This is a genomic window from Terriglobia bacterium, assembly GCA_020072815.1.
Taxonomy (GTDB): Bacteria; Acidobacteriota; Terriglobia; order Terriglobales; family Acidobacteriaceae; genus Angelobacter.
This window is the reverse complement of record JAIQGE010000004.1, coordinates 110,569-129,924: the sequence shown is the minus strand read 5'-3', so window position 1 is coordinate 129,924 and position 19,356 is coordinate 110,569. Positions and strand designations below refer to the sequence as shown.

Here is a 19,356-nt window from a genome sequence, read left to right as displayed (position 1 = left end):
ACCACATTCGGTATTCTGCCAATATGGGGTTGGGATGATGCAAGTCGTGGCTCTTTCGCGCATTCTGGGCGCTCCGGTGTATGACGCCGCCGGCGCGCGCGCCGGATACGTGCGTGAAGTCGCACTCTCGCCCCAGGACGACCCTGCGCGCGTCTCCGAGCTGATCGTCCGCACGTCCGACGGTGACCGTATGCTTCCCGCCAGCGCCGTGCTGGGCGTGGAAGGGATGATCGTCCGCACCATGAGCAGCCCCGCTGACTGGCCTCCGCTGGTCAGCGCGGACGGCATGCTGCTTCTGGAACGCGACCTGCTCGACCAGCAGATCATTGACGTTTCCGGGCGCAAAGTGGTCCGCGTCAATGATGCTGATCTGCTTCCCGAGCCGGTCAATGGCTGCGTGAAGCTGCGCATGGTCAAAGTGGACATCGGGTTGCGCGGCGCCGTCCGCCGTCTGCTCAAAGGCCTGGCCCCCGGCCGCTACATTGAAGCCCTGGCCAGCCGCATGCCGGAAAAAAGCATCCCTTGGGAGGCCGTGGACCTCATCGAAACCGACCCGTTCCGGCGCGTCCGCCTCAAGCTGGATTATGACGGCCTCTCCAGCCTGCACCCGGCGGACATCGCTGACATTCTGGAAGAACTGGCCCCCGCCGAGCGTGAAGCCGTGTTCGAGTCGTTGGATGAAGGCGTCGCCGCTGAAGCCCTGGAAGAAATTGATCCCAAGATGCAAGTGGAGCTCATGCGGTCCATTGATTCCGACAAGGCCGCTGACATTGTCGAGGAGATGAATCCTGACGCCGCCGCCGATCTGCTGGGTGACCTGCCCCAGGAAACCTCCGAGGGCATCCTGGAGGAAATGGAGCCGGCCGAGCGCCAGGAAGTCACCGAGCTGCTGGAATACAAAGAGAACACCGCCGCCGGCCGCATGACCAACGTTTACCTTTCCTTGCCTCCGCAGGCCACCGTGGGCGATGCCATTGATAAGCTGCGCGAGTTTGAAGGCGCGCCGGAAACCATCAGCACCCTGTACCTGGTGGACGCAGACGAGAAATTGGTGGGCGCCGTGCCTCTGGTGTCACTGGTGCTGGCTCCCGGCGGCACGCCACTCCATACCCTGGCCCCGGAGCACGTCATCTTCTGCCAGACCGACACCAAAGAAAAAGACGTGGCGGAAATGTTCGACAAGTACAACCTGCTCACCCTACCCGTGGTGGACGACCAGCAGCGCATGACCGGCATCATCACCGCCGACGATGTGATCAGCTTGCTCAGGGACAAGGGATAGTCCTGCTCCCAGCTTTTCTAAGTATTCCAGAGTCAAATCCACCACGGAGACACGGAGACACTGAGAAAAAGCGTGTCGCTGGTGTTTCTTTTTAGAAACGTGGACCGCAGCCGCCCTCGGCTGCGCTGAAGACTCGTGTGGCACAGCCGCACTCGGCTGTGTTTTTTCCCGATCAGCGACATCTGCGTTCATTAGCGGTAAGGTTTTTGGCTGCTCGGGAAGGCCCGTGTGGCACCGGCACTCCTGCCGGTGCTGCATAGAGAAAGTCGTGGATCGCAGCCGCTCGGTTGCGCTGGATCGCAGCCGTCCGCGGCTGGAATTTTGGTTGTTTGCCGCCATCTTAATGCTGACATAAACTATTGTAATAAAACGACTTATACTGTAGCCGAGGCTTTGGAAGCGCAACCGAAATCCTTCCCTCTAGTGCGGACAAAAGCGCTAACACCAGATGTATCCCGGTCGACGCCGTTCTCACCCAATGTGACCTCCATCACAGCGCGGGTGTGCCCTTACGCGGTAGCCTCATCCTCATTGTTAGATGGTCTTAATGAACCCAGGGTATTTTTTGATGAAGAAGGATGTATTCCCCCATGAGCGATGTTGCTCAATCTGCATTCCATAGCGGCGGACGCTCTCCGGATTTCAGGGCCCTTTTCGAATCAGCGCCTGGGCTTTACCTGGTGCTCGCGCCCGACCTGACCATTGTCGCGGCCAGTGACTCCTACCTTCGCGCCATCAATCGACAGCGTGAACAGATCGTCGGGCCCGCCCTGCTCCATGCCTTTCCCGGTGGTCCAGGTGACACCACCGCCGCGTTGGTCCCCAACCTCGGCCCATCGCTTCGCCGAGTGCTGGAGACGCGGGCTGCGGACACAATGGCCGTTCAGAGCTTTGACGAGCGGCACTGGCGTCCGGTGAACTACCCTGTCATCCGCGAAGACGGTGAGATCTCTTTCATCGTTCACCGTCTGGAGGACGTAACTGAATTAACCAACTTGCAGCAACAGCACGCGCAAGACAAAAAAAGCCGTCAAGAGCTTCGCACCAAGGCTACCCAGTTGGAAAGTACGCTTTTTGTGCGGGCCAGGGAGTTGGAAGGCGCCAACGAAAAGCTTCGTTCCGCCAATGTAGAACTTTCGCGCTTGTACCAGAAAGCCCAGGAGATTTACCGGCTGAAAACGGATTTGTTCGCCAGCGTAAGCCACGAACTGCGCACTCCTCTCACTCTGCTTCTGGGCCCCCTTGATGATTTGCTGAGGAGCCCTGGCTCTTCCATTGCAGCCAGCCGCTCAGACCTTGAACTGATGCACCGCAACAGCCTGCGTCTCCTGAAGCTGGTCAACACCTTGCTGGACCTGGCGCGGATTGAGGCCGGCAGGCTCCGCGGCGATTATGTGCCCACAGATTTGACCGTGCTCACCGCGGATATAGCCAATCTCTTCCGCTCCCTGGTGCAGAAAGCGGGCATGAAGTTCGACTTGCAACTGGAAGACCTGGGCCAGCCGGTTTACGTTGACCGCGTGATGTGGGAAAAGATTGTGCTCAACCTGATTTCCAACGCGTTCAAATTTACTTCAGAAGGCGGCATCAGCGTTGCCCTCCGGAGCGTAGGCAATTCTGCACAGCTCACTGTCACCGACACTGGCATCGGCATTCCGGAATCGGAGCTGCCGCACATCTTTGAACGTTTCTTCCGTGGCGAAAGCGCCGGCGCACGCTCCTTTGAAGGTTCTGGAATCGGTCTGTCGCTGGTTCATGAGCTTGTCAAGGTGCACGGAGGGAACATCGACGTCCAGACTTCTTTGGCGCACGGAACCACGTTTACCGTTTCCATCCCCTTCGGGTCGGGGCATTTGCCAGCCCCGCCGGCACCCACCGAGCAAAGCGGAATCACGCCTAGCTCCCGCGCCGCCTATGAATTAGAAGCCCAGGTTTGGGGTGCGGCCGTGGCCAGAACGGCGGACCCGGCCCCGGATGCGTTGCCCGATGCGGCGGCATCTTCTTCGGCGGAACCGAAATCTCGCATTGTCTTTGCTGATGACGACGTCGACATGCGGGCCTATATCAGCAGGCTGCTTGCCCCTTCTTATGACGTTGAAATCTGCACGAATGGTGAGCAGGCGCTGGATGCGGCCCTCAGACGGCCCCCTGACTTGGTGTTGAGCGATTACGTCATGCCCGTCATGGACGGGGCCCACCTGCTGCGCGCGCTGAAAGGGAATCCCGTGACTGCTTCCATTCCCGTGATTCTCTTGTCCGTACGCACGGAAGAGGATTCTCAGATTGAGGGTCTGGAAGCCGGCGCGGACGATTACCTCAGCAAGCCATTTACCACGCGCGAGCTGCTGGCCAGAATCAAGTCCCGTATTGCGCTGGCCCAGTTGCGCGACGATGCCCGGCAAAAAAAGAGCTATAGCGACCAACGCTTCCATGAGCTTTTGGATACCGCGTCGGAGGCCATTCTGGTCGCGGATGCGAAAGGGCAGATTCTTGTCTTCAACCAGACTGCGGAAAAAATGTTCGGTTACGGGCCAAACGAACTCCTGAACATGAACGTGGAGCAGTTTGTGCCCGATGCCTATCGTGCGGCTCATTCCCAGCACCGGACCGCCTATGCACACGAACCAAAAGTGCGGCCTATGGGCATAGGGCTTTCTCTCCAGGCCCAAAGAAAAGATGGCTCGCTTTTCCCGGTTGAGGTTGGTCTGAGTCCCAACCGGTCGGATGGCGAACTGAAGATCATCATGCTGATCCATGATGTGAGTGAACGCAGGAAGGCTGAAGAGAGTCTTCGCAGATCACATGAAATGCTTCGCCAGGCAGAGAAGTTGGAGGCTATTGGACGCCTGGCCGGAGGCACGGCCCACGAGTTCAATAACCTTCTCACCAAGGTGATGGGCTACGCCGCCCTCATGCTCTCGGCTCTCGACTCCAAAGAACAGGTACTGGACTATGTAGAGAAAATCACTGAAGCCTCCAAACGCGCGGGGAGCCTTACCCATCAACTCCTGGCCTTTAGCCGGCGTCAGGTAGTCGAGCCGCGAATTCTCGACCTCAATGTTGTTCTGGCCGAAGCCCAGGAAGTCCTGCCAACACTTGTGGGAAGCAACATCAAGACCAGCCTTGTTCCTGCTCCCGGGCCGGTCTGTGTGCGGGCCGATCAGTCCCAGATTCACCAGATCATCGTCAACCTGGTAACCAATGCGCGCGATGCGATGCCCGATGGGGGCAGGCTGGAGATCCGGGTTGGCGCCCGGGAGTTGGCGGAGCCGGAGCTCCGTGAGCATCTTCCAGGTCTGGTTGCGGGCAAGTATGTGGAACTGACCGTTTCCGATACAGGTGTCGGCATGGCGCGCGATGTCCAGTCTCGCCTTTTCGAGCCGTTTTTCAGCACCAAGGAATTTGGCAAGGGCGCGGGTTTGGGCCTAGCCGCGATTTACGGAATCGTGCAGCAGAACGGCGGCAGCATCTCAGTTGAAAGCAAACCGGGCCAGGGCAGCACCTTTAAGATACTTCTGCCACGGGTCCAGGACGAAGGCGCCGCTATGTCCCGAGGTAAGGTCGAAGCCGAGGAACTCCGCGGCGTTGAGACGGTGCTTCTGGTGGAAGACGATCCGTCTTTGCTCTCTCTCACGCATGTATTTCTGATGCGCCTGGGTTACAAAGTGCTGGACGCCGCCAATGGAGATGAGGCCATCAGGATTTTCCGCGACTACACGAGCCCCATACATCTGCTCCTGACCGATGTTGTGATGCCCGGCATCAGTGGCCGCGAGGCGGCCGCCCGCATCAAAGAATTCCGGCCCGGAATCAAGATCCTCTATGTGTCGGGCTATACCCACGAAGCGTTCAAACCGGAAGACACAATTGGTCCGGACGAAGCCTTCTTGGAAAAACCATTCGCTTTTGAGGAACTGGCCCGCAAGATACGTGACATTCTGGATGCCCCGCCGGACACATCTTGGCAAAACGATCAGCGCAGACCCCAGTGAGCATGAGGGACGCGTAAATCACAGTAAAAAGAAGGGCATGGCCCCGTACAGTGTGCAGTTTTGCAACTCCCGGGGTGGCGCTTCTGCGCGCCCAGTCAGGCGCGGGCGTGTCCCGCTAAGTGCCTTCTTCCGATGTGCGCCCATCTGCCAGGATCCGCGGCCCGTGTTTTCTCCATGTCTCCGCGATGAAAAAGCTCAGGGAACACACGGTACGCCGCTGGTGTCCGGGAGGTCGCCGCGCGGGTTGCCGTTCTGGTCGCGGTTGCCGAAGGCGCAATTAGTCGTCCGCAATGACGGAGCCTGAAAGACCACCTTGAGTGCGTTGTCAATCACGTTGGATTGATAAACGTTGTTCGCGTTGGCCCCCGCGCCGGCGAGATTGGAGAAGTTCAGGATACCCGTGCCGCCCGCCGCACCTGACCCGGCCACTATCGTGTTTCCCTTCACGACAGAATTGGTCACGTTGCCTTGCAGCAGGATGCCGGTCGCGCCTGCTCCCATGCGGATAGTGTTGCCGGAGACGGTGATGTTGCGATACGTGCCGCCGCCGCCCACCACGATGCCGTAGCTGTGCGGGTTATTGATCTGGTTGGATTCGATGATCACGCCATCGTTGGCCAGCGCGTCAATGTTGAATCCGTAGATGGTGTCCTGGGCCACGTTGTCATGGAAGTGGACTGCGCCCATGGTCCATCCGCCGTAGCCGATCTGGTAGCCGGTGATCAGGTTGCGGCGGACTTCGCCCGTTGCATTGGCCATCACCATGGCGGTGCACGCGCCGCCGCCGAACCCGCTCATGGTCACGTTTTCAATCACGTTCCCGCTGCTGTCAGAAGGCTTGCTGTTGGCGACTGCGGAAATGATCATGACCGTGGAGGTCTCAAAGCGTTCGTCGAACCCGCCAATTTCCCCGGCGGCATTGATCACGTTGACGTTGTGGATCCAGTTGCCGCCCTGGCTCGACCACAAGTGGATGGCCTCCAGGTTGAGCGCGAAGGTGCCGTTGGCGTTGGCCGTCTGTTTCAGCGCCGGATAGTTGGCGTCAACGGTCAGGTCGGAGATCTCTACCTGCGAGACGCTGTGCGACTGCGTGCTGAAAACCACGTTGGCCCCGCTCCCCACCGGCAGGCCCTGCAGGTTGCTGGGGTCGGTGATGGGCAGGAAGTCGCTGAGCTGCACCGTGGTGTTGGCCGCGCCCTGCCCGTGGATCTTCCAACCGTTGCCCAGGGTGAAACCGTTGGGCGTGAGGTGGGGAGTGTCAATGCGTGCGTCGTAGTTGCCGCGCGTGGCAAACGTCCCCGGTCCCAGGCACACCATCAGATTATCGGTCTTGGCGACGGCGGGGCTGGCGCAGCCCTCGGCGTAACAGCGCAGGATGGTGTCAAAGCTGGTTGCCGTGCTGCCATCACGGGCATCGTCTGCGGAGTGGCCGCTTCCGTCCTGGCCGTTGCGCAAGGCGATGTAGACTCGCGTGGTTCCCGCAGTCAGAGCGGAGTCGGGTAGCGTGCAATCCGCCGAAAGCGGGCCCACGGGAGCGCTGGGCTGAATGCCACTCGTTGCGGTCGCCTGGTTGCTGCCGCAAGACACACTGCTGACGACGACTGCTGTAATGAGGAGTACCAGCCAGAATCGCACCACAGACTTGCTTTCTTTCCTGGGACAAGGGTCTTCCGTCGTTAGTCCCGAATGGTGCTGATATTACCTAAGATTAAAGCGCAACCGAAGAACAATTCGTTAACAGCTTGATTTTGCTGGTAAAAAAGCCCTCTCCCGGGTTGCCGCCCCCCGCTTTTCTAATTTATTCTGCCAAGGCAGTACTCCAAATGGGTTATGCGCGTGACTGATGAAGGTTCTCAAGCACTGGAAGACCCGGATCCTGCTGGTCCTGGCGGTGATCGGCCCCGGGTTCATCACGGCCAACGTTGACAATGATGCCGGCGGCATCTACACGTATTCCTTTGCCGGCGCGCAGTTTGGCTACACCCTCCTCTGGACCATCATTCCCATGACCCTGGCGCTGATCGTGGTCCAGGAAATGGGCGCGCGCATGGGCGCGGTCACCGGCAAAGGCCTGAGCGACCTGATCCGCGAAGAGTACGGCCTGCGTCTGACCTTCCTGATGATGATGGCCCTGGTAGCCACCAACTTCATGAACATTGTGGCGGAATTTGCCGGCGTGGCCAGTTCCATGGGCCTGTTCCGCGTTTCCAAGTTCATTGCCGTGCCCATCGCCGCCGCGGTGGTGTGGCTGATCGTGGTCAAGGGCACCTACAGGATCGTAGAAAAGGTCTTTCTCGCTGCATCATTCTTCTATATCGCATACATCATCGCCGGCGTGCTGTCTCATCCCAACTGGAACACTGCGGCGTTCAGCACCTTGAAGCCTCCCACGCAAGCGGCCTTCCACATTCCGGGATACGCGTTCATGGTCACCGCGATCATCGGCGCCACCATCGCCCCGTGGATGCAGTTTTACCTGCAGGCGTCGGTGGTGGAAAAAGGCGTGAGCATGAAGGACTACAAGGCCACGCGCATCGACGTGCTGGTGGGATCAATTTTTGCGCCGATTGTCGCCGCTTTCATCATCCTGGCCTGCGCGGCCACGCTGTACAAGGCAGGGCACCGCACCATTGCCGACGCCGCCGACGCTGCCCGCGCGCTGGGCCCGCTGGCGGGCGACTACGCCAAGTATCTGTTTGGCGGCGGACTGTTCAACGCGTCGCTCTTCGCCGCCTCGATTCTGCCGCTCTCCACGGCTTACACCGTGTGCGAAGGACTGGGTCTTGAGTCGGGCTTGGACAAAAAGTTCGGCGAAGCAAAAGCTTTTTACTGGCTGTACACCGCGCTGGTGGGCGCCGGCGCCGGGGTGGTCTTGCTTCCGAATTTTCCGCTGTTGAAGTTCCTGGTGCTTTCCCAGGTCTTCAACGGCGTGCTGCTGCCCTTTGTCCTGGTCTTCATGCTGCTGCTCATCAACAAACACAGCATCATGGGCAAGTACGTGAACTCCCGGCTCTTCAATTATGTTGCTTGGGGAACGGCGGCGGTGATGATCGTGCTCAGCGCCATTCTGGTCTTTAGTTAATTGCTTTCCTGTATTGTTCCGCCCGCGGTCGTGCCTCGGCTCTTCCGTGATTTGACATCATCAGCGTGACCGGCATTGCCGCCAACATTCGCAAACTTTCATAATCGAAACGCCCGATGAAGCTGTTCAACAAAAAAGACGCCCCCGCCCGCTACAGTTCTCCTCTGGGCGCGATGAAGTTCCGGCTCATCGCCTTGCTGGCGGTCTTTGGTCCGGGCTTCATCACCGCCAACGTGGACAACGATCCCGGCGGCATCCTCACCTACTCGCAGGCCGGCGCCAAACTGGGCTACGCGCTGTTGTGGACGCTCATCCCCACCACCATCGCGCTCATCGTAGTACAGGAGATGGCGGCGCGCATGGGCGCGGTCACCGGCAAAGGCCTGGCCGACCTTATCCGCGAAGAATTTGGTTTGCGCGCCACGTTCTTTGTGATGGTCGTGCTTGGCCTGGCCGATTTCGGCAACATCATGGCGGAGTTTGCCGGGCTGGCGTCCGGCATGGGGATCTTCGGTGTCTCCAAGTACCTTTGCGTCCCCATTGGCGCGGCTGTGGTGTGGTTTGTGGTGGTCCGCGGATCGTACAAGCCGGTGGAACGAATCCTGATCCTGTTTTCGCTGGTCTACTTCGCCTATCCCATCTCCGCGTTTTACGCCCATCCTCACTGGCTGCAGGCGATCAAGGAAACGTTTGTTCCGCACGTGAGCCGGTCGTCGGAGTACATTGTGCTGGTGGTGGGGCTGGTGGGCACCACCATTACTCCGTGGATGCAGTTTTATCTCCAGGCGTCGGTGGTGGAGAAGGGAATCACCAAGCGGCAGTACGCGCTTTCCCGCTGGGACGTGATTCTGGGATGCATCGTGACCGACGTGATTGCGTTCTTCATCGTGGTGGCCTGCGCCGCGACCATGTACGTTGCCGGCAACCACAACATTGACGACGCCGCCCAGGCCGCCGTGGCCCTGAAACCGCTCGTCGGACGATTTGCCGCCATGTTGTTCGCCGTCGGTTTGATCAACGCCGCGCTGCTCTCCGCCGCCATTCTTCCGCTGGCCACCGCCTACAACATCTGCGAAGGGCTGGGCGTGGAGTCCGGCATCAACAAGAAGTTTTCTGAGGCGCCGGTCTTCTACTGGATCTATACCTTCCTGATTGCCGGAGGCGCGGCCATGGTTCTGATCCCCCGCCTGCCCCTGATCAAGCTGATCCTGTTTTCCCAGGTGGCCAACGGCATTCTGCTGCCCTTTGTCCTCTTGTTCATGCTCAAGCTGGTCAACAAGCCGGAGCTGATGGGCAGTTACACCAACTCGCGCATAGGCAATGTGATTGCCTGGAGCACCAGCGTGATCATGATCGGGCTCACCGTGGCGCTGGTCTGGACGCAGATTACTGGCTAGCGATGGCCGATGCGGGCTAGATAATGTCTCCCGCGCTGATCCGCTTGATCAGCTCGATATCGGCTTCAAGAAAATCAAACTTGGGGAGATCGTTCCGTTCCGCCCAGCGTACGTCGTTAAAGATGCGGTTCTCAATTTCGCCTTCGAACTGTTCCACCACGAAGAATTGCAGCTCCACGACGGCTCCGTGGCCGTAGTCGTGCCGCACCACGGCGACTCTCTTGCCGATCGTCGCCCGGATGCCCAGCTCTTCTTCCAGTTCGCGACGCATGGCGTCTTCCGCTCGCTCGCCCGGTTCGATCTTGCCTCCGGGAAACTCCCACTTCAGCGGCAGCGACTGATGCGGGGTGCGCTGGCACACCAGGATCTTGCTTTCGCGAACGATGATTGCCGCCACCACCTGTTTCATTGTTTTCTGTCGCTCCGCTCCAAACCTGGAGATTCGTGTGGCACCGGCACTCCTGCCGGTGCGCTTTTCTGTCGCACGCAGTCCGGCTCTAAAGCCTAAATTCGGAACAGCGTTATCAGCGTTCATCGGCGGCAAGCTTTGGTTACTTGAAATACCCGTGTGGCGCCGGCGCTGCTGCCGGTGCAAGGTTTGTTGCACTCTCGCTTCTTCCCGCGTTTCAATGATGTTGCAGTTGAATCTGCCTCAATCCTCGTTCCGCCGCAAACCCATCCGGCCAAATCGCCGCCGCCAGGGCGTGCAATCCGCCCAGCAGCGTACTGGCTGGCGTGTTCAGGAATTCATCGTTGATGCAGTACACCCGTCCATTGCGGACGGCATTGGTCCGTTCCCAACCGTGCCGCGCGGCGATCTTCTCCAGCGGTACCCGGTCGCCCGCGCCGCACCATGCCGCCACGATCACATCGGGACCAGCCGCTGCAACCTGGTCGTCCGTGACTTGTTGGCCCGGTTCACCGAAGAACCGTCCGCCGGCAGCTTCCACCAGCTCCGCCACCCAGCCCTGGGAAAGAATCTTGGGCTTGCCCCACTCTTCGCAATACACCAGCGGCTTGCTTTGTCCGGCCGCCGCAAGCTGCTCCGCCGATTGCGTGCGCACCGCATCAACCTCATGCTGCATGCGCGCCACCAACTCGCGCCCCCGCTGCTCCGCCGCTCCCGGCTCCGCAGAGGAAACGATCCGCGCAATGTGCAGGATGTCTCGATACACGTCCGCCAGCGACTTGGGCGACAAACAGAGGCACGGCACGCCGGCTTTGATGATCTCCGCCAGCGACTCCAGCCGGTAGGGAACCGACGCAATCACCAGATCGGGCCGCGCCGCCAGAATCTGCTCGGCCTTCGCCGACCAGGAATCCTCCACAATCGCGCATCCGGAGTCTTTCGCCTCCGGACAAACGTCCAGGCAATACTTGGTGCACGCCGCCAGCCGGTCCAGCAGGCCAAGGTCGCGCAGCGTGACCGTGACCGAAGGCTGGAGCGAGACCACTCGCTGTGGAGGCCGCATTTCTGGCATGATGGGATTATAAAGGCGAGTCAACAAAGGTCGCAGATAACGGGTAGTGGGCCAGTTTGAGTTAGTTTTTTGATTTTTCCGGTGTTTCTGGGGAAAGTTGCTTAAAAATGAGACATTTACCAGAGTGCAGCAAAGCGTAAACAATTTAGCTATGCAACAAAACGCAACATGTTGTACGATTTACCTAACTTGCTTGGGTTTTTCAATAACTGGATGGCTGTCAGACGTTAGCAGTGAAAGCAGCAGCGCAAAACGGCATCAGTTGTTTGCAGCTTGAGCAGTGTCTTTGATATTTGAAAAAGAGCGGCCCCGCTAGAGAAGCCGGGGCCGGTTAGGGGTTATATCCAGATCAGGACGACCACAAGGTCGTCACCCTGGATAAAGACCATGATTATGGCGCGTAAACGCCTTTTCATGGCAACCTCCTTTCCTCGGACTTCAAGAGTGTTAGAGCACTCCTGAGACCCGAAAAGGGAGAACTAAAGGTGCCGTGAATGGGATTTGAACCCACAATTCTCGGCTAGGAGACGGCGGTTTTAAAGACCGCTGTGTATTCCAGTTCCACCATCACGGCACCTCACATTTCTACCACACGCTCAAGCATGACCACAATGATTAAGCAGCCAGCAAAACGAGACGATGCCCAGAACGCCCTTCGCGTTGTGGAAGCGGCAATCGGTGAACCGCTCACGAAACGCAAGAGGAGTCAGAAATTCAAGGCTCTGGGGAGGCTTGGCGGACTTGTTGGCGGTAGGGCCAGGGCTGAAGCTCTAACGGGCGCGAGACGCCGGGCAATCGCGAAGAGGGCGGCAGCGGCACGCTGGTCTAGGAAACCTTAGGATCGTCAAGATGATCGCGTCCTTCTAAATCACACACCCAAGCCGGGCGTCTTATGCCTGGCTCTGAAATTCCTAAAGTGACTTCTGTCTTCTCTGATACAGGCCCGGACATCGCCCCAATTGGAACACTTAATTCCTGCTCCTGTTTTCCCGCACACCCAGGGTAGGAACAAGGCTTCTATTGTCGTTTTTTGTATTCATAAAAACTCCTTTTCTGGCCTCAAATTGAGTACCTACTTCTAGCTTACCACGATTGGAATATGCGCCGTTTTACGCTTGACAACTCCTGTACGCTCAAGCATAATCTGTATTGTTATGAATAGATTAACTACATCCAAGCGAGCGCAGATTGTTTCTGCTCTGATAGAGGGAAACAGCATTAGGAGTATTGTCAGGATGTTCTCTGTCGGCAAGGACACAGTTCTTAAACTGCTGGCAGAATTAGGCACTGTTTGCGCTGACTATCATGACATGGCTGTGCGGAACGTCCCGGCGAAGCATGTCGAATGTGATGAGATTTGGAGCTTCTGCTATGCCAAGAAAAAGAACGTTCCGAAGGACAAAGAAAACATCACAGGCATTGGCGATCTCTGGACATGGACTGCGATTGAAGCGCAGTCGAAGTTGATTATTTCTTACGCTTGCGGGAAGCGTGATTTGAATTGGGCAAAGGCATTCATTGATGATCTAGCATCGCGTGTTTCCACTCGCCTACAAATCACCAGCGATGGTCTGAGATTCTATGCTGAAGCTATCGAAGGTGCGTTTGGTGCTGAAGTGGATTACGCGATGCTGATAAAACAGTACGGTGCACCAATGCAAGAGGATTCAAGTGCACGTTACAGCCCTGCTCAGTGTATCGGCACAACTGTTGGAATCAAGAGCGGCAACCCTGACCCGAATCACATTTGTACGAGTTATGTTGAAAGACAGAACCTCACCATGCGGATGAGTATGCGGAGATTCACTCGGCTAACCAATGGGTTTTCCAAGAAATACGAAAACCATTGCCATAATTTGGCGATCTATTTCATGTACTACAATTTTTGCCGCATTCACAGCAGTCTCAGGGTGACGCCTGCAATGGAAGCCGGGATTGCTTCTCATGCCTGGAATATCGCTGAATTGATCTCGCTGTTAGAGAAAAAAGAACAAATAGCGGCCTGATTCCAAACTGGCCCACTACCAGATAACGGCGGCGCCTCGCCAAACCGTCATCCCGACGGCCGTGAAGCGAACGCGCGCTTTTGTATCGGGGCCCCCGGCAAGCCCGGTTTTGGCTTGCTGGGGTGATCTTCAGCGCGGGCGTAGGCCGGAGGGACCTTGCGGTTGCCTATTAAGGAAGCCAAGTTCCTAATGAAGAATTCCTTGGCTACTTTAGAGGAATATGTTGCGATGCCTGGGTTTGACGATTCTGTGCTGCGGCAAGATGGTCCAGCGCCGTTAGGCGCGAAATGAGTTAGCCCAGGCCGGAAGGCCTGGGTGAGTTGCAAGACAATGAGAGCCCCGTAGGGGCGGCACATCCACTTCCAGCATGCCTTACTCCGAAAAAATCCTCGACCACTTCCAGAACCCGCGCAACGTCGGGGAACTCGACCACGCGGACGCAGAAGCTCGCCTTGAGCATCCCGTCTGCGGCGACATCATGAAGCTGGCCGTCAAACTCACTGGTGGTCGCATCGAACAAGTGCGCTTCAAGACGCGCGGCTGCGTGGCTTCGATTGCCGCCGGCTCCTGCCTTACGGAGATGGTTTTGGGAAAATCGCCCGCGGAAGCGCGCGCCATCCAGCGCGAGCAACTGGTGGCCGCGCTCGGCGGCCTGGAAAATGCCTCCATGCACGCATCCCATCTGGCCATGGATGTGCTCGCCCAGGTGCTGGAAAAACTGCCCGCTTAGGGGTTTTCTTTGGTCTCCAATCGCGGCCCGTCGTCCGCACCTCGCCGGCGAGTACGGTACGTCAATCCGGCCTGGCTCTTCATGAAATTGATATTTTTTATGGTTAAAAACAGTTCTGTTTCGTCCGAATGGCAGTACAATAAACCCCCAAGTCGTGCTGCCCAGGCCTTCTGAGGGGATTACTGATGCCTTTATCAACGTTGCTGCTGTTGCTCGTCTCGGTCACCTCGCTGGTGACTCCGGGACCTCCGGTCAACGGGGTAAAGATCGTGACCCGGCAGGTCACCGGCGGCTTTACGGATACGCGGACGGAATATCTCACCGCTGACCGCTTGCGCAATGAATGGCAGACCCGCATGGGTGAACGCTTTGGCCCGCCCATGGCCAGCATCATCCAGCGCGGTGAGCGCGACCGCGTTTTCGTCCTGGACGTGCAAGCCAAGGAATATCTAACGTACGAAACCGACAACAACGGCATAGACCTGGGCAGGCGGCGCAGATCGGTTGCCGACTCCGGCGGCACGTTGCAGATATTCATCGAAAACATTGATACCGGCGAGCGCAAGGAAATCTTTGGTCATCTGGCGCGCCACATCGTGACCCGCGAAAGGCGTGTCGCCAGCAAAGGCGCCTGCTCCAAGGATTCAGAGAGCGAAACCGACGGCTGGTACATTGATCCCGCCGTGATGCCCAAATGGCGCCAGCCCAAAAAGGACGCGTTCGGTGTGGTGGTAGCCTCGGTGCTCTCCGCCGGCTCGGCCGACGCGTGCTTGAACAAGATGGACAAGATTGAAGTGCATCGCAGCGGCGCTGAACCAGGGTTCCCCGTGAAGGTCATGACCACGGTAAAGAGCGAGACCCCGTTGCGCGACGGCGCCCCGCACCTGATCGCCTCCACCTGGGGATCAGAAGTGGTGGAATTGCGCGAAGGCCCGCTCGATCCCGCGCTGTTTGAAGTGCCGCCGGACTTCCGCCAGGTGCAAAACCTGCGCAACTGGTCGGCTACGCCTCCCCGGCGCGCACCCACCAACTGGGAATGGTTCAAGCAGCAGTTGCAGAACCTGTTCCGCTAGAGGCCTTAACCACAAAGGACACGAAGTAGCACGAAGGCAGCCAAAATTGCGCGAACCTTTGTGTGCCTTCGTGCCCTTTGTGGTTGAGCTTTACTTCGTCCCAGAGGGCCAATAAATCTTCCACGCTTTTTCCGCGGCAAAGGCTTCCAGGTCAGGATTGGGATTCACCGCCACCGCATGCTGCGCCGCTTGCAGCATCTCCAGGTCGTGAATTGAGTTTCCCAGGCAAACATCCACTTTGCGGCGCACCACCTCACGCAGCGCCGTAGCTTTGGCCGGGCCGCTGGGGACGCGCACCAGCCGGTCGGTGACCCGGCCGTCTTTGATATGGACGCTGGCCGCCAGAACGTTCTCAGCCGGAATGCCAAAACGCTTGACGCCTTCGCGCACCACCCACACGTTGGTGGACGACACCGCCCACAAACTGCATCCCGCACGGGCCAGCTCGCGCGTCAAGTGCTGCATCTCGGGGAAGATGCGCGGCTCCACCACCTGGGCGAACATCGCCGCCGATTCCTCTTCCATCCGCTGCTCGGCAATCTGCGCGTTGATGGTGACCATCTCGCCGCACATGATTTCTTCGCCTACGTTGCCTTGTTTGTAGTCGGCGTAGCGCGCCACCGCCCACTCAGCGGTCTTGGCAGGCAACAGGCCGCGCTCCACTTCCCAATAGAAAAAGTCAGCGCCGGAATCGCCCGCCCACAGCGTGCCGTCACAGTCAAATACGGCGACCCTGGGCTGCATGGCCAGAATCGAATCCACAAAGAGTTGTGCTGCGGGAGAGAGCACGGGCTGAATCTTCAAGTCACCAGTCCTAAGCGCAGTTTTTCGTAATCTTCTTCCGTGTTCACGTTGACGGCCACCAGCGGATCGTCCACCGCTACATAGAGGATGTGGCCCTGGTTGGCGTGTTCCACCGCGCGGGCATTGCTGGAAGCGGGCGCGCGCAGAAATACTTCGATCATCTCCCGGCCAATCACAATCGGATGGCCGTGTTTTCCGCCGTGCTCTGGTACTACGGCCCAGGTCTGGTCGCTGGCCGACAGAAACGCATCTTTTATCTGCGCGATGGCCTCATCGCTGGGCGCCGGACGGTCAACCAGTGTAATGATGGCCGCGTCGCGGCCGTAGTTCATCACTGCCTGCAATCCGATCCGCAACGAACTGAACTGGCCCTGCTCGGGATGCGGGTTCACAACCATAAACGCAGCATAGGCGTTGACGATGGGTTCCACCTCTTCGTGGTTTTCGCCGGCCACCACGATCACCAGCTCCGTCACCCGCCGCAGCGCTTCGATGGCCGCGGAAAGAAACGTTCCATCCTGCCAGGGAAGCAAGGCTTTGTCGCGGCCCATGCGCGACGACGCTCCCGCCGCCAGGATTACGCCCGCAAAAGATGGTGAAAGAGGCATAAGAAAATTGGTAATTGCGTAAATTGGTAAATGGGTAATTTAGAAACTGCGTTTGGTTTACGCCGGTTTTCAATTACCCATTTACCAAATTACCCATTTACCCAATCCCGTGCTGTTTCAGAACCCTATCTCAATCAGCGTCATCAGCGTTAATCAGCGGTAAGATTTTGCTTGAGGATCTCCGCCGCCTTGGCGCTCTTCATATGAGGCAAGGCCGTCTTCGAACCGCGGCGAATCGCAATCAGCTCCGCGGTAATCGCAACGGCGATCTCCTCCGGCGTGATCGCGCCGATATCAATGCCCACCGGGGCAAACACCCGCGCCAGCTTGTCCGCGGCGATGCCTTCTTTTTCCAGCTCTTTGTAGATGGCGATGGTCTTGCGCTGCGAACCGATCATGCCGACATATTTTGCCGGTGTCTCCGCCGCCCAGCGCAGCACGCGCATATCGTCGCGATGACCGCGCGTGACAATCACAATGTAGGAAGAATCATTGGGCGCCAGTTGCGGCATCACGCGCTCATACTCGTCGGCGTAAACGTCGCGCGCGTCAGGGAAGCGCTCGCGGTTGGCATAAGTCTCGCGATCGTCGGTGACCACCACGTCAAAGCCGGCCATGCGCGCCGTCTTGTACAGGCTCCAGGCCACGTGCCCCGCGCCAAAAATGTAAAGCGTGGAAACCGGCAGCACCGGCTCCACGTAAATCTCCAGCGTGCCGCCGCAGACCAGGCCGGTATCGTATTTGGGATCGTTGTTCAGGTTGAAGTTCAAGCTCTGCGGCTTCTCGCACTTCATGACTTCCTTTGCCGCTTCCCAGACTTCGGCCTCCACGCAGCCCCCGCCGATGGTGCCGACGATGCTGCCGTCCTCGCGCACCAGCATTTTGGCCGTCTCAAACGACGGGATGGAGCCGCGCACGTTGATGATGGTGGCCAGCGCGCCGCGCCGTCCTTCTTTGCGAAGCCGGGTTATTTCTTCGTAGATGTCCACGGGGATATTGTAGCCGACCACGCAAGAGCTCACCACGGAGACACGGAGGCACGGAGAAGAGCAACAAAAGAGCTATCTCCCTGAGGTCAACGTTTTGAGTTCCCTTCTTGTTTTGTTGCTGTTTTGGTCCGAATCGAGCTAAGTATCTTTGGCACCGTTGGGATCTTTTGTATCTGTTCGTTTTGGCACAATTCCATAGTCCTTAGCTTTTACCTGAAGAGCTTCCCGACTAATGCCAAGCAGGCGCGCCGCGTGAGCAAAACTTCCTTCTGATGCATCAAGCGCTCGCACGATGGCTTGTTTGTCGATTTCAGTCTTTATGTCATTGAGATCAAAAGTCTTAGGAAACAGGGCCTCCATTGAAGATCTGTTCTGATTCCTAACGAGTGAAAGAATCTCCTCTAGCAATTCACGATCTTGTCGGTGCGTTTTGGTTGTTGAACCTTCGACGGGCAATGCTTTCAATTGAGATTCCAATTTTGGCCACCAAACCTCGAATGCTTCCTCGATGTGCGCTTCAGGCAAAGCACTCTCAGCTAACGCACTGTTTAAGTTTTTTAGTAGCTTCAAGACGTCGTTCTTCTGGGCTCTTGTGGCTTGAAACTGTGCCAAAGGAGGTTTGATGTCGGAAGGTTCCAGCCCGATCAGAAACGGGCACACGTAGGTATTCTGAAGAGTCTTGGAAAGCGCCCCAGCTTCGAAAAGTATCCAGTCTGAATGCAAATTACCCGGAGTCAGGCATATGATCCCAGCTTTTGCTGCCTCCAATCGAGACGCGACATCGGTGCCCCATCGAGCACCTTTGTCAATATCCTCAGATGAAAGCCAAGGCTTGATTGCATTGATGATCTTGGGCGGCCATCCGCGAAGGGCTTCTGCGGCTGCCCGGCTACGTTCGCCAGACCAGCTTATGAACACGTCCATTGTGAGCACGATTATGGCACATTCGGAGTAAGCCTCAAACGCGGAACTACTTGAGATCTGACACGCAAGCCTTATTCAGGCAAGAACTTTCACGATGCTCACGCAAGGCAACTGTGGTCCATAATGCGTTAGCGAATTGCATTAGCGAACAAAATACGATATACTGTTAGCGAATGATCTGAAGTTCTGCACGGCTCAGGCCGGGAAGGGCCGATCTTTGACAAATAACACTGAGCACTCAGCATCGGGTGAGTCGTTCACCGCTGTTTATTAGTTGATAACAAAGCTGAAGCGAACCTGCTGAAAAAATGATTGCCGATTGGCCCTCGAAACGAGGCCAAAAAGGAGCTTCGACCGTCCGGTGACCGACCGGTCGAATTGGGTTTGGCCTTTTGTTTTCAACAAAAGCGTCCATAAGGGGGTGGGGTGGGCGAAATATTTATGAAATGGTAAACAAAACGGAGGTGATTCTCAGCCGAAATGCGGCGGTATGGCGTTCTTTCGGCTGGGTAGTTGCCCGGTGCCGATTAGAGATTGAGCGCCGTCAGATGCCTCGGCTGGTACAGTCCCAGTTCGCCGCCGCCGGGCAACTGAATCTTGGTTACCGATCCCCAGCGGGCTTCCGTGACCGCGCTGCACTTTACGCCTTTGCTCGCCAGGTCGTTCATGGTTGCTTTTAGGTCGTCACACATCAGATAGAGTTCGTGATAAGGCTTTTGCCCTTCGTCCACCGGATGGGCAGCCAGCTCCGCCGGCGGCACGGCAAAAATCATCCAGCCATGGCCGGCGTCCACCGATTTGAAGCCAAGAACGTCGCGCAAGAAAGCCCGGACTTTGTCGGCGTCCGGAGAGTAGAGGATGGCGTGGAGACCGGAGATCATACGAGGGAACTTTACCAGGGATTCACACGGATATTACTGACGATTCAACTGATATCACTGATGGAAGAGTCCGCGATTGGCAGTTGGGTAATTTGGTAAGCGGGTAA

15 protein-coding genes are annotated in these 19,356 nt (G+C 57.6%); 7 read left to right on the top strand and 8 right to left on the bottom strand.

Annotated elements, in window-relative coordinates:
* Positions 1 to 37 precede the first annotated feature (37 nt).
* Both LAO20_06920 and LAO20_06915 read left to right on the top strand, forming a co-directional pair.
* Positions 38 to 1,282, top strand: a complete 1,245-nt coding sequence (locus LAO20_06920; GenBank protein MBZ5531145.1) for a CBS domain-containing protein — start codon at positions 38 to 40, stop codon at positions 1,280 to 1,282.
* 590 nt (positions 1,283 to 1,872) lie between these two features.
* On the top strand, positions 1,873 to 5,274 hold the full coding sequence (locus LAO20_06915; protein ID MBZ5531144.1) for a response regulator: 3,402 nt from the start codon (positions 1,873 to 1,875) through the stop codon (positions 5,272 to 5,274).
* 195 nt (positions 5,275 to 5,469) lie between these two features.
* Here LAO20_06915 and LAO20_06910 read toward each other — a convergent pair whose 3' ends face one another.
* On the bottom strand, positions 5,470 to 6,912 hold the full coding sequence (locus LAO20_06910) for a right-handed parallel beta-helix repeat-containing protein (protein MBZ5531143.1): 1,443 nt from the start codon (positions 6,910 to 6,912) through the stop codon (positions 5,470 to 5,472).
* 205 nt (positions 6,913 to 7,117) lie between these two features.
* Here LAO20_06910 and LAO20_06905 point away from each other — a divergent pair, with 205 nt between their 5' ends.
* Together LAO20_06905 and LAO20_06900 are read left to right on the top strand one after the other, a co-directional pair.
* A complete protein-coding gene (locus LAO20_06905; protein MBZ5531142.1) occupies positions 7,118 to 8,356 on the top strand; it encodes a divalent metal cation transporter in 1,239 nt (412 codons plus the stop codon).
* A 173-nt stretch (positions 8,357 to 8,529) separates the two neighbouring features.
* Entirely contained in the window at positions 8,530 to 9,753 is a 1,224-nt protein-coding gene (locus tag LAO20_06900; protein ID MBZ5531141.1) for an Nramp family divalent metal transporter, read from the top strand.
* 16 nt (positions 9,754 to 9,769) lie between these two features.
* Here LAO20_06900 and LAO20_06895 read toward each other — a convergent pair whose 3' ends face one another.
* Together LAO20_06895 and LAO20_06890 are read right to left on the bottom strand one after the other, a co-directional pair.
* The gene (locus LAO20_06895) at positions 9,770 to 10,162 is read right to left on the bottom strand and encodes a (deoxy)nucleoside triphosphate pyrophosphohydrolase (GenBank protein ID MBZ5531140.1); all 393 of its coding nucleotides are present in this window, start codon (positions 10,160 to 10,162) and stop codon (positions 9,770 to 9,772) included.
* A 217-nt stretch (positions 10,163 to 10,379) separates the two neighbouring features.
* Positions 10,380 to 11,234 (bottom strand): ABC transporter substrate-binding protein, encoded by an 855-nt coding sequence (locus LAO20_06890; GenBank protein MBZ5531139.1) that lies wholly within the window; start codon positions 11,232 to 11,234, stop codon positions 10,380 to 10,382.
* A 1,154-nt stretch (positions 11,235 to 12,388) separates the two neighbouring features.
* Between LAO20_06890 and LAO20_06885 the strand changes: the two genes are divergently transcribed.
* From LAO20_06885 to LAO20_06875, 3 genes are all read left to right on the top strand, one after another.
* Positions 12,389 to 13,240, top strand: coding sequence for an IS1 family transposase (locus tag LAO20_06885; protein ID MBZ5531138.1), 852 nt, complete (start codon positions 12,389 to 12,391; stop codon positions 13,238 to 13,240).
* Between the two features lie 367 nt (positions 13,241 to 13,607).
* The gene (locus LAO20_06880) at positions 13,608 to 13,970 is read left to right on the top strand and encodes an iron-sulfur cluster assembly scaffold protein (GenBank protein ID MBZ5531137.1); all 363 of its coding nucleotides are present in this window, start codon (positions 13,608 to 13,610) and stop codon (positions 13,968 to 13,970) included.
* Between the two features lie 185 nt (positions 13,971 to 14,155).
* Positions 14,156 to 15,043 (top strand): hypothetical protein, encoded by an 888-nt coding sequence (locus LAO20_06875; GenBank protein ID MBZ5531136.1) that lies wholly within the window; start codon positions 14,156 to 14,158, stop codon positions 15,041 to 15,043.
* Positions 15,044 to 15,133: 90 nt separating this feature from the next.
* Here LAO20_06875 and LAO20_06870 read toward each other — a convergent pair whose 3' ends face one another.
* From LAO20_06870 to LAO20_06850, 5 genes are all read right to left on the bottom strand, one after another.
* Positions 15,134 to 15,847 carry a haloacid dehalogenase-like hydrolase gene (locus tag LAO20_06870; GenBank protein ID MBZ5531135.1) on the bottom strand — a complete coding sequence of 238 codons (714 nt, stop codon included), beginning with the start codon at positions 15,845 to 15,847 and terminating at the stop codon, positions 15,134 to 15,136.
* Positions 15,844 to 16,455, bottom strand: coding sequence for a nucleotidyltransferase family protein (locus tag LAO20_06865; GenBank protein ID MBZ5531134.1), 612 nt, complete (start codon positions 16,453 to 16,455; stop codon positions 15,844 to 15,846). Before LAO20_06865 ends, LAO20_06870 begins: the two co-directional genes overlap by 4 nt.
* Before the next feature lie 149 nt (positions 16,456 to 16,604).
* Positions 16,605 to 17,444 carry an XdhC/CoxI family protein gene (locus LAO20_06860; GenBank protein MBZ5531133.1) on the bottom strand — a complete coding sequence of 280 codons (840 nt, stop codon included), beginning with the start codon at positions 17,442 to 17,444 and terminating at the stop codon, positions 16,605 to 16,607.
* 138 nt (positions 17,445 to 17,582) lie between these two features.
* Entirely contained in the window at positions 17,583 to 18,368 is a 786-nt protein-coding gene (locus LAO20_06855) for a TIR domain-containing protein (GenBank protein ID MBZ5531132.1), read from the bottom strand.
* A gap of 527 nt (positions 18,369 to 18,895) precedes the next feature.
* A complete protein-coding gene (locus tag LAO20_06850; protein MBZ5531131.1) occupies positions 18,896 to 19,249 on the bottom strand; it encodes an extradiol dioxygenase in 354 nt (117 codons plus the stop codon).
* Positions 19,250 to 19,356: the final 107 nt, after the last annotated feature.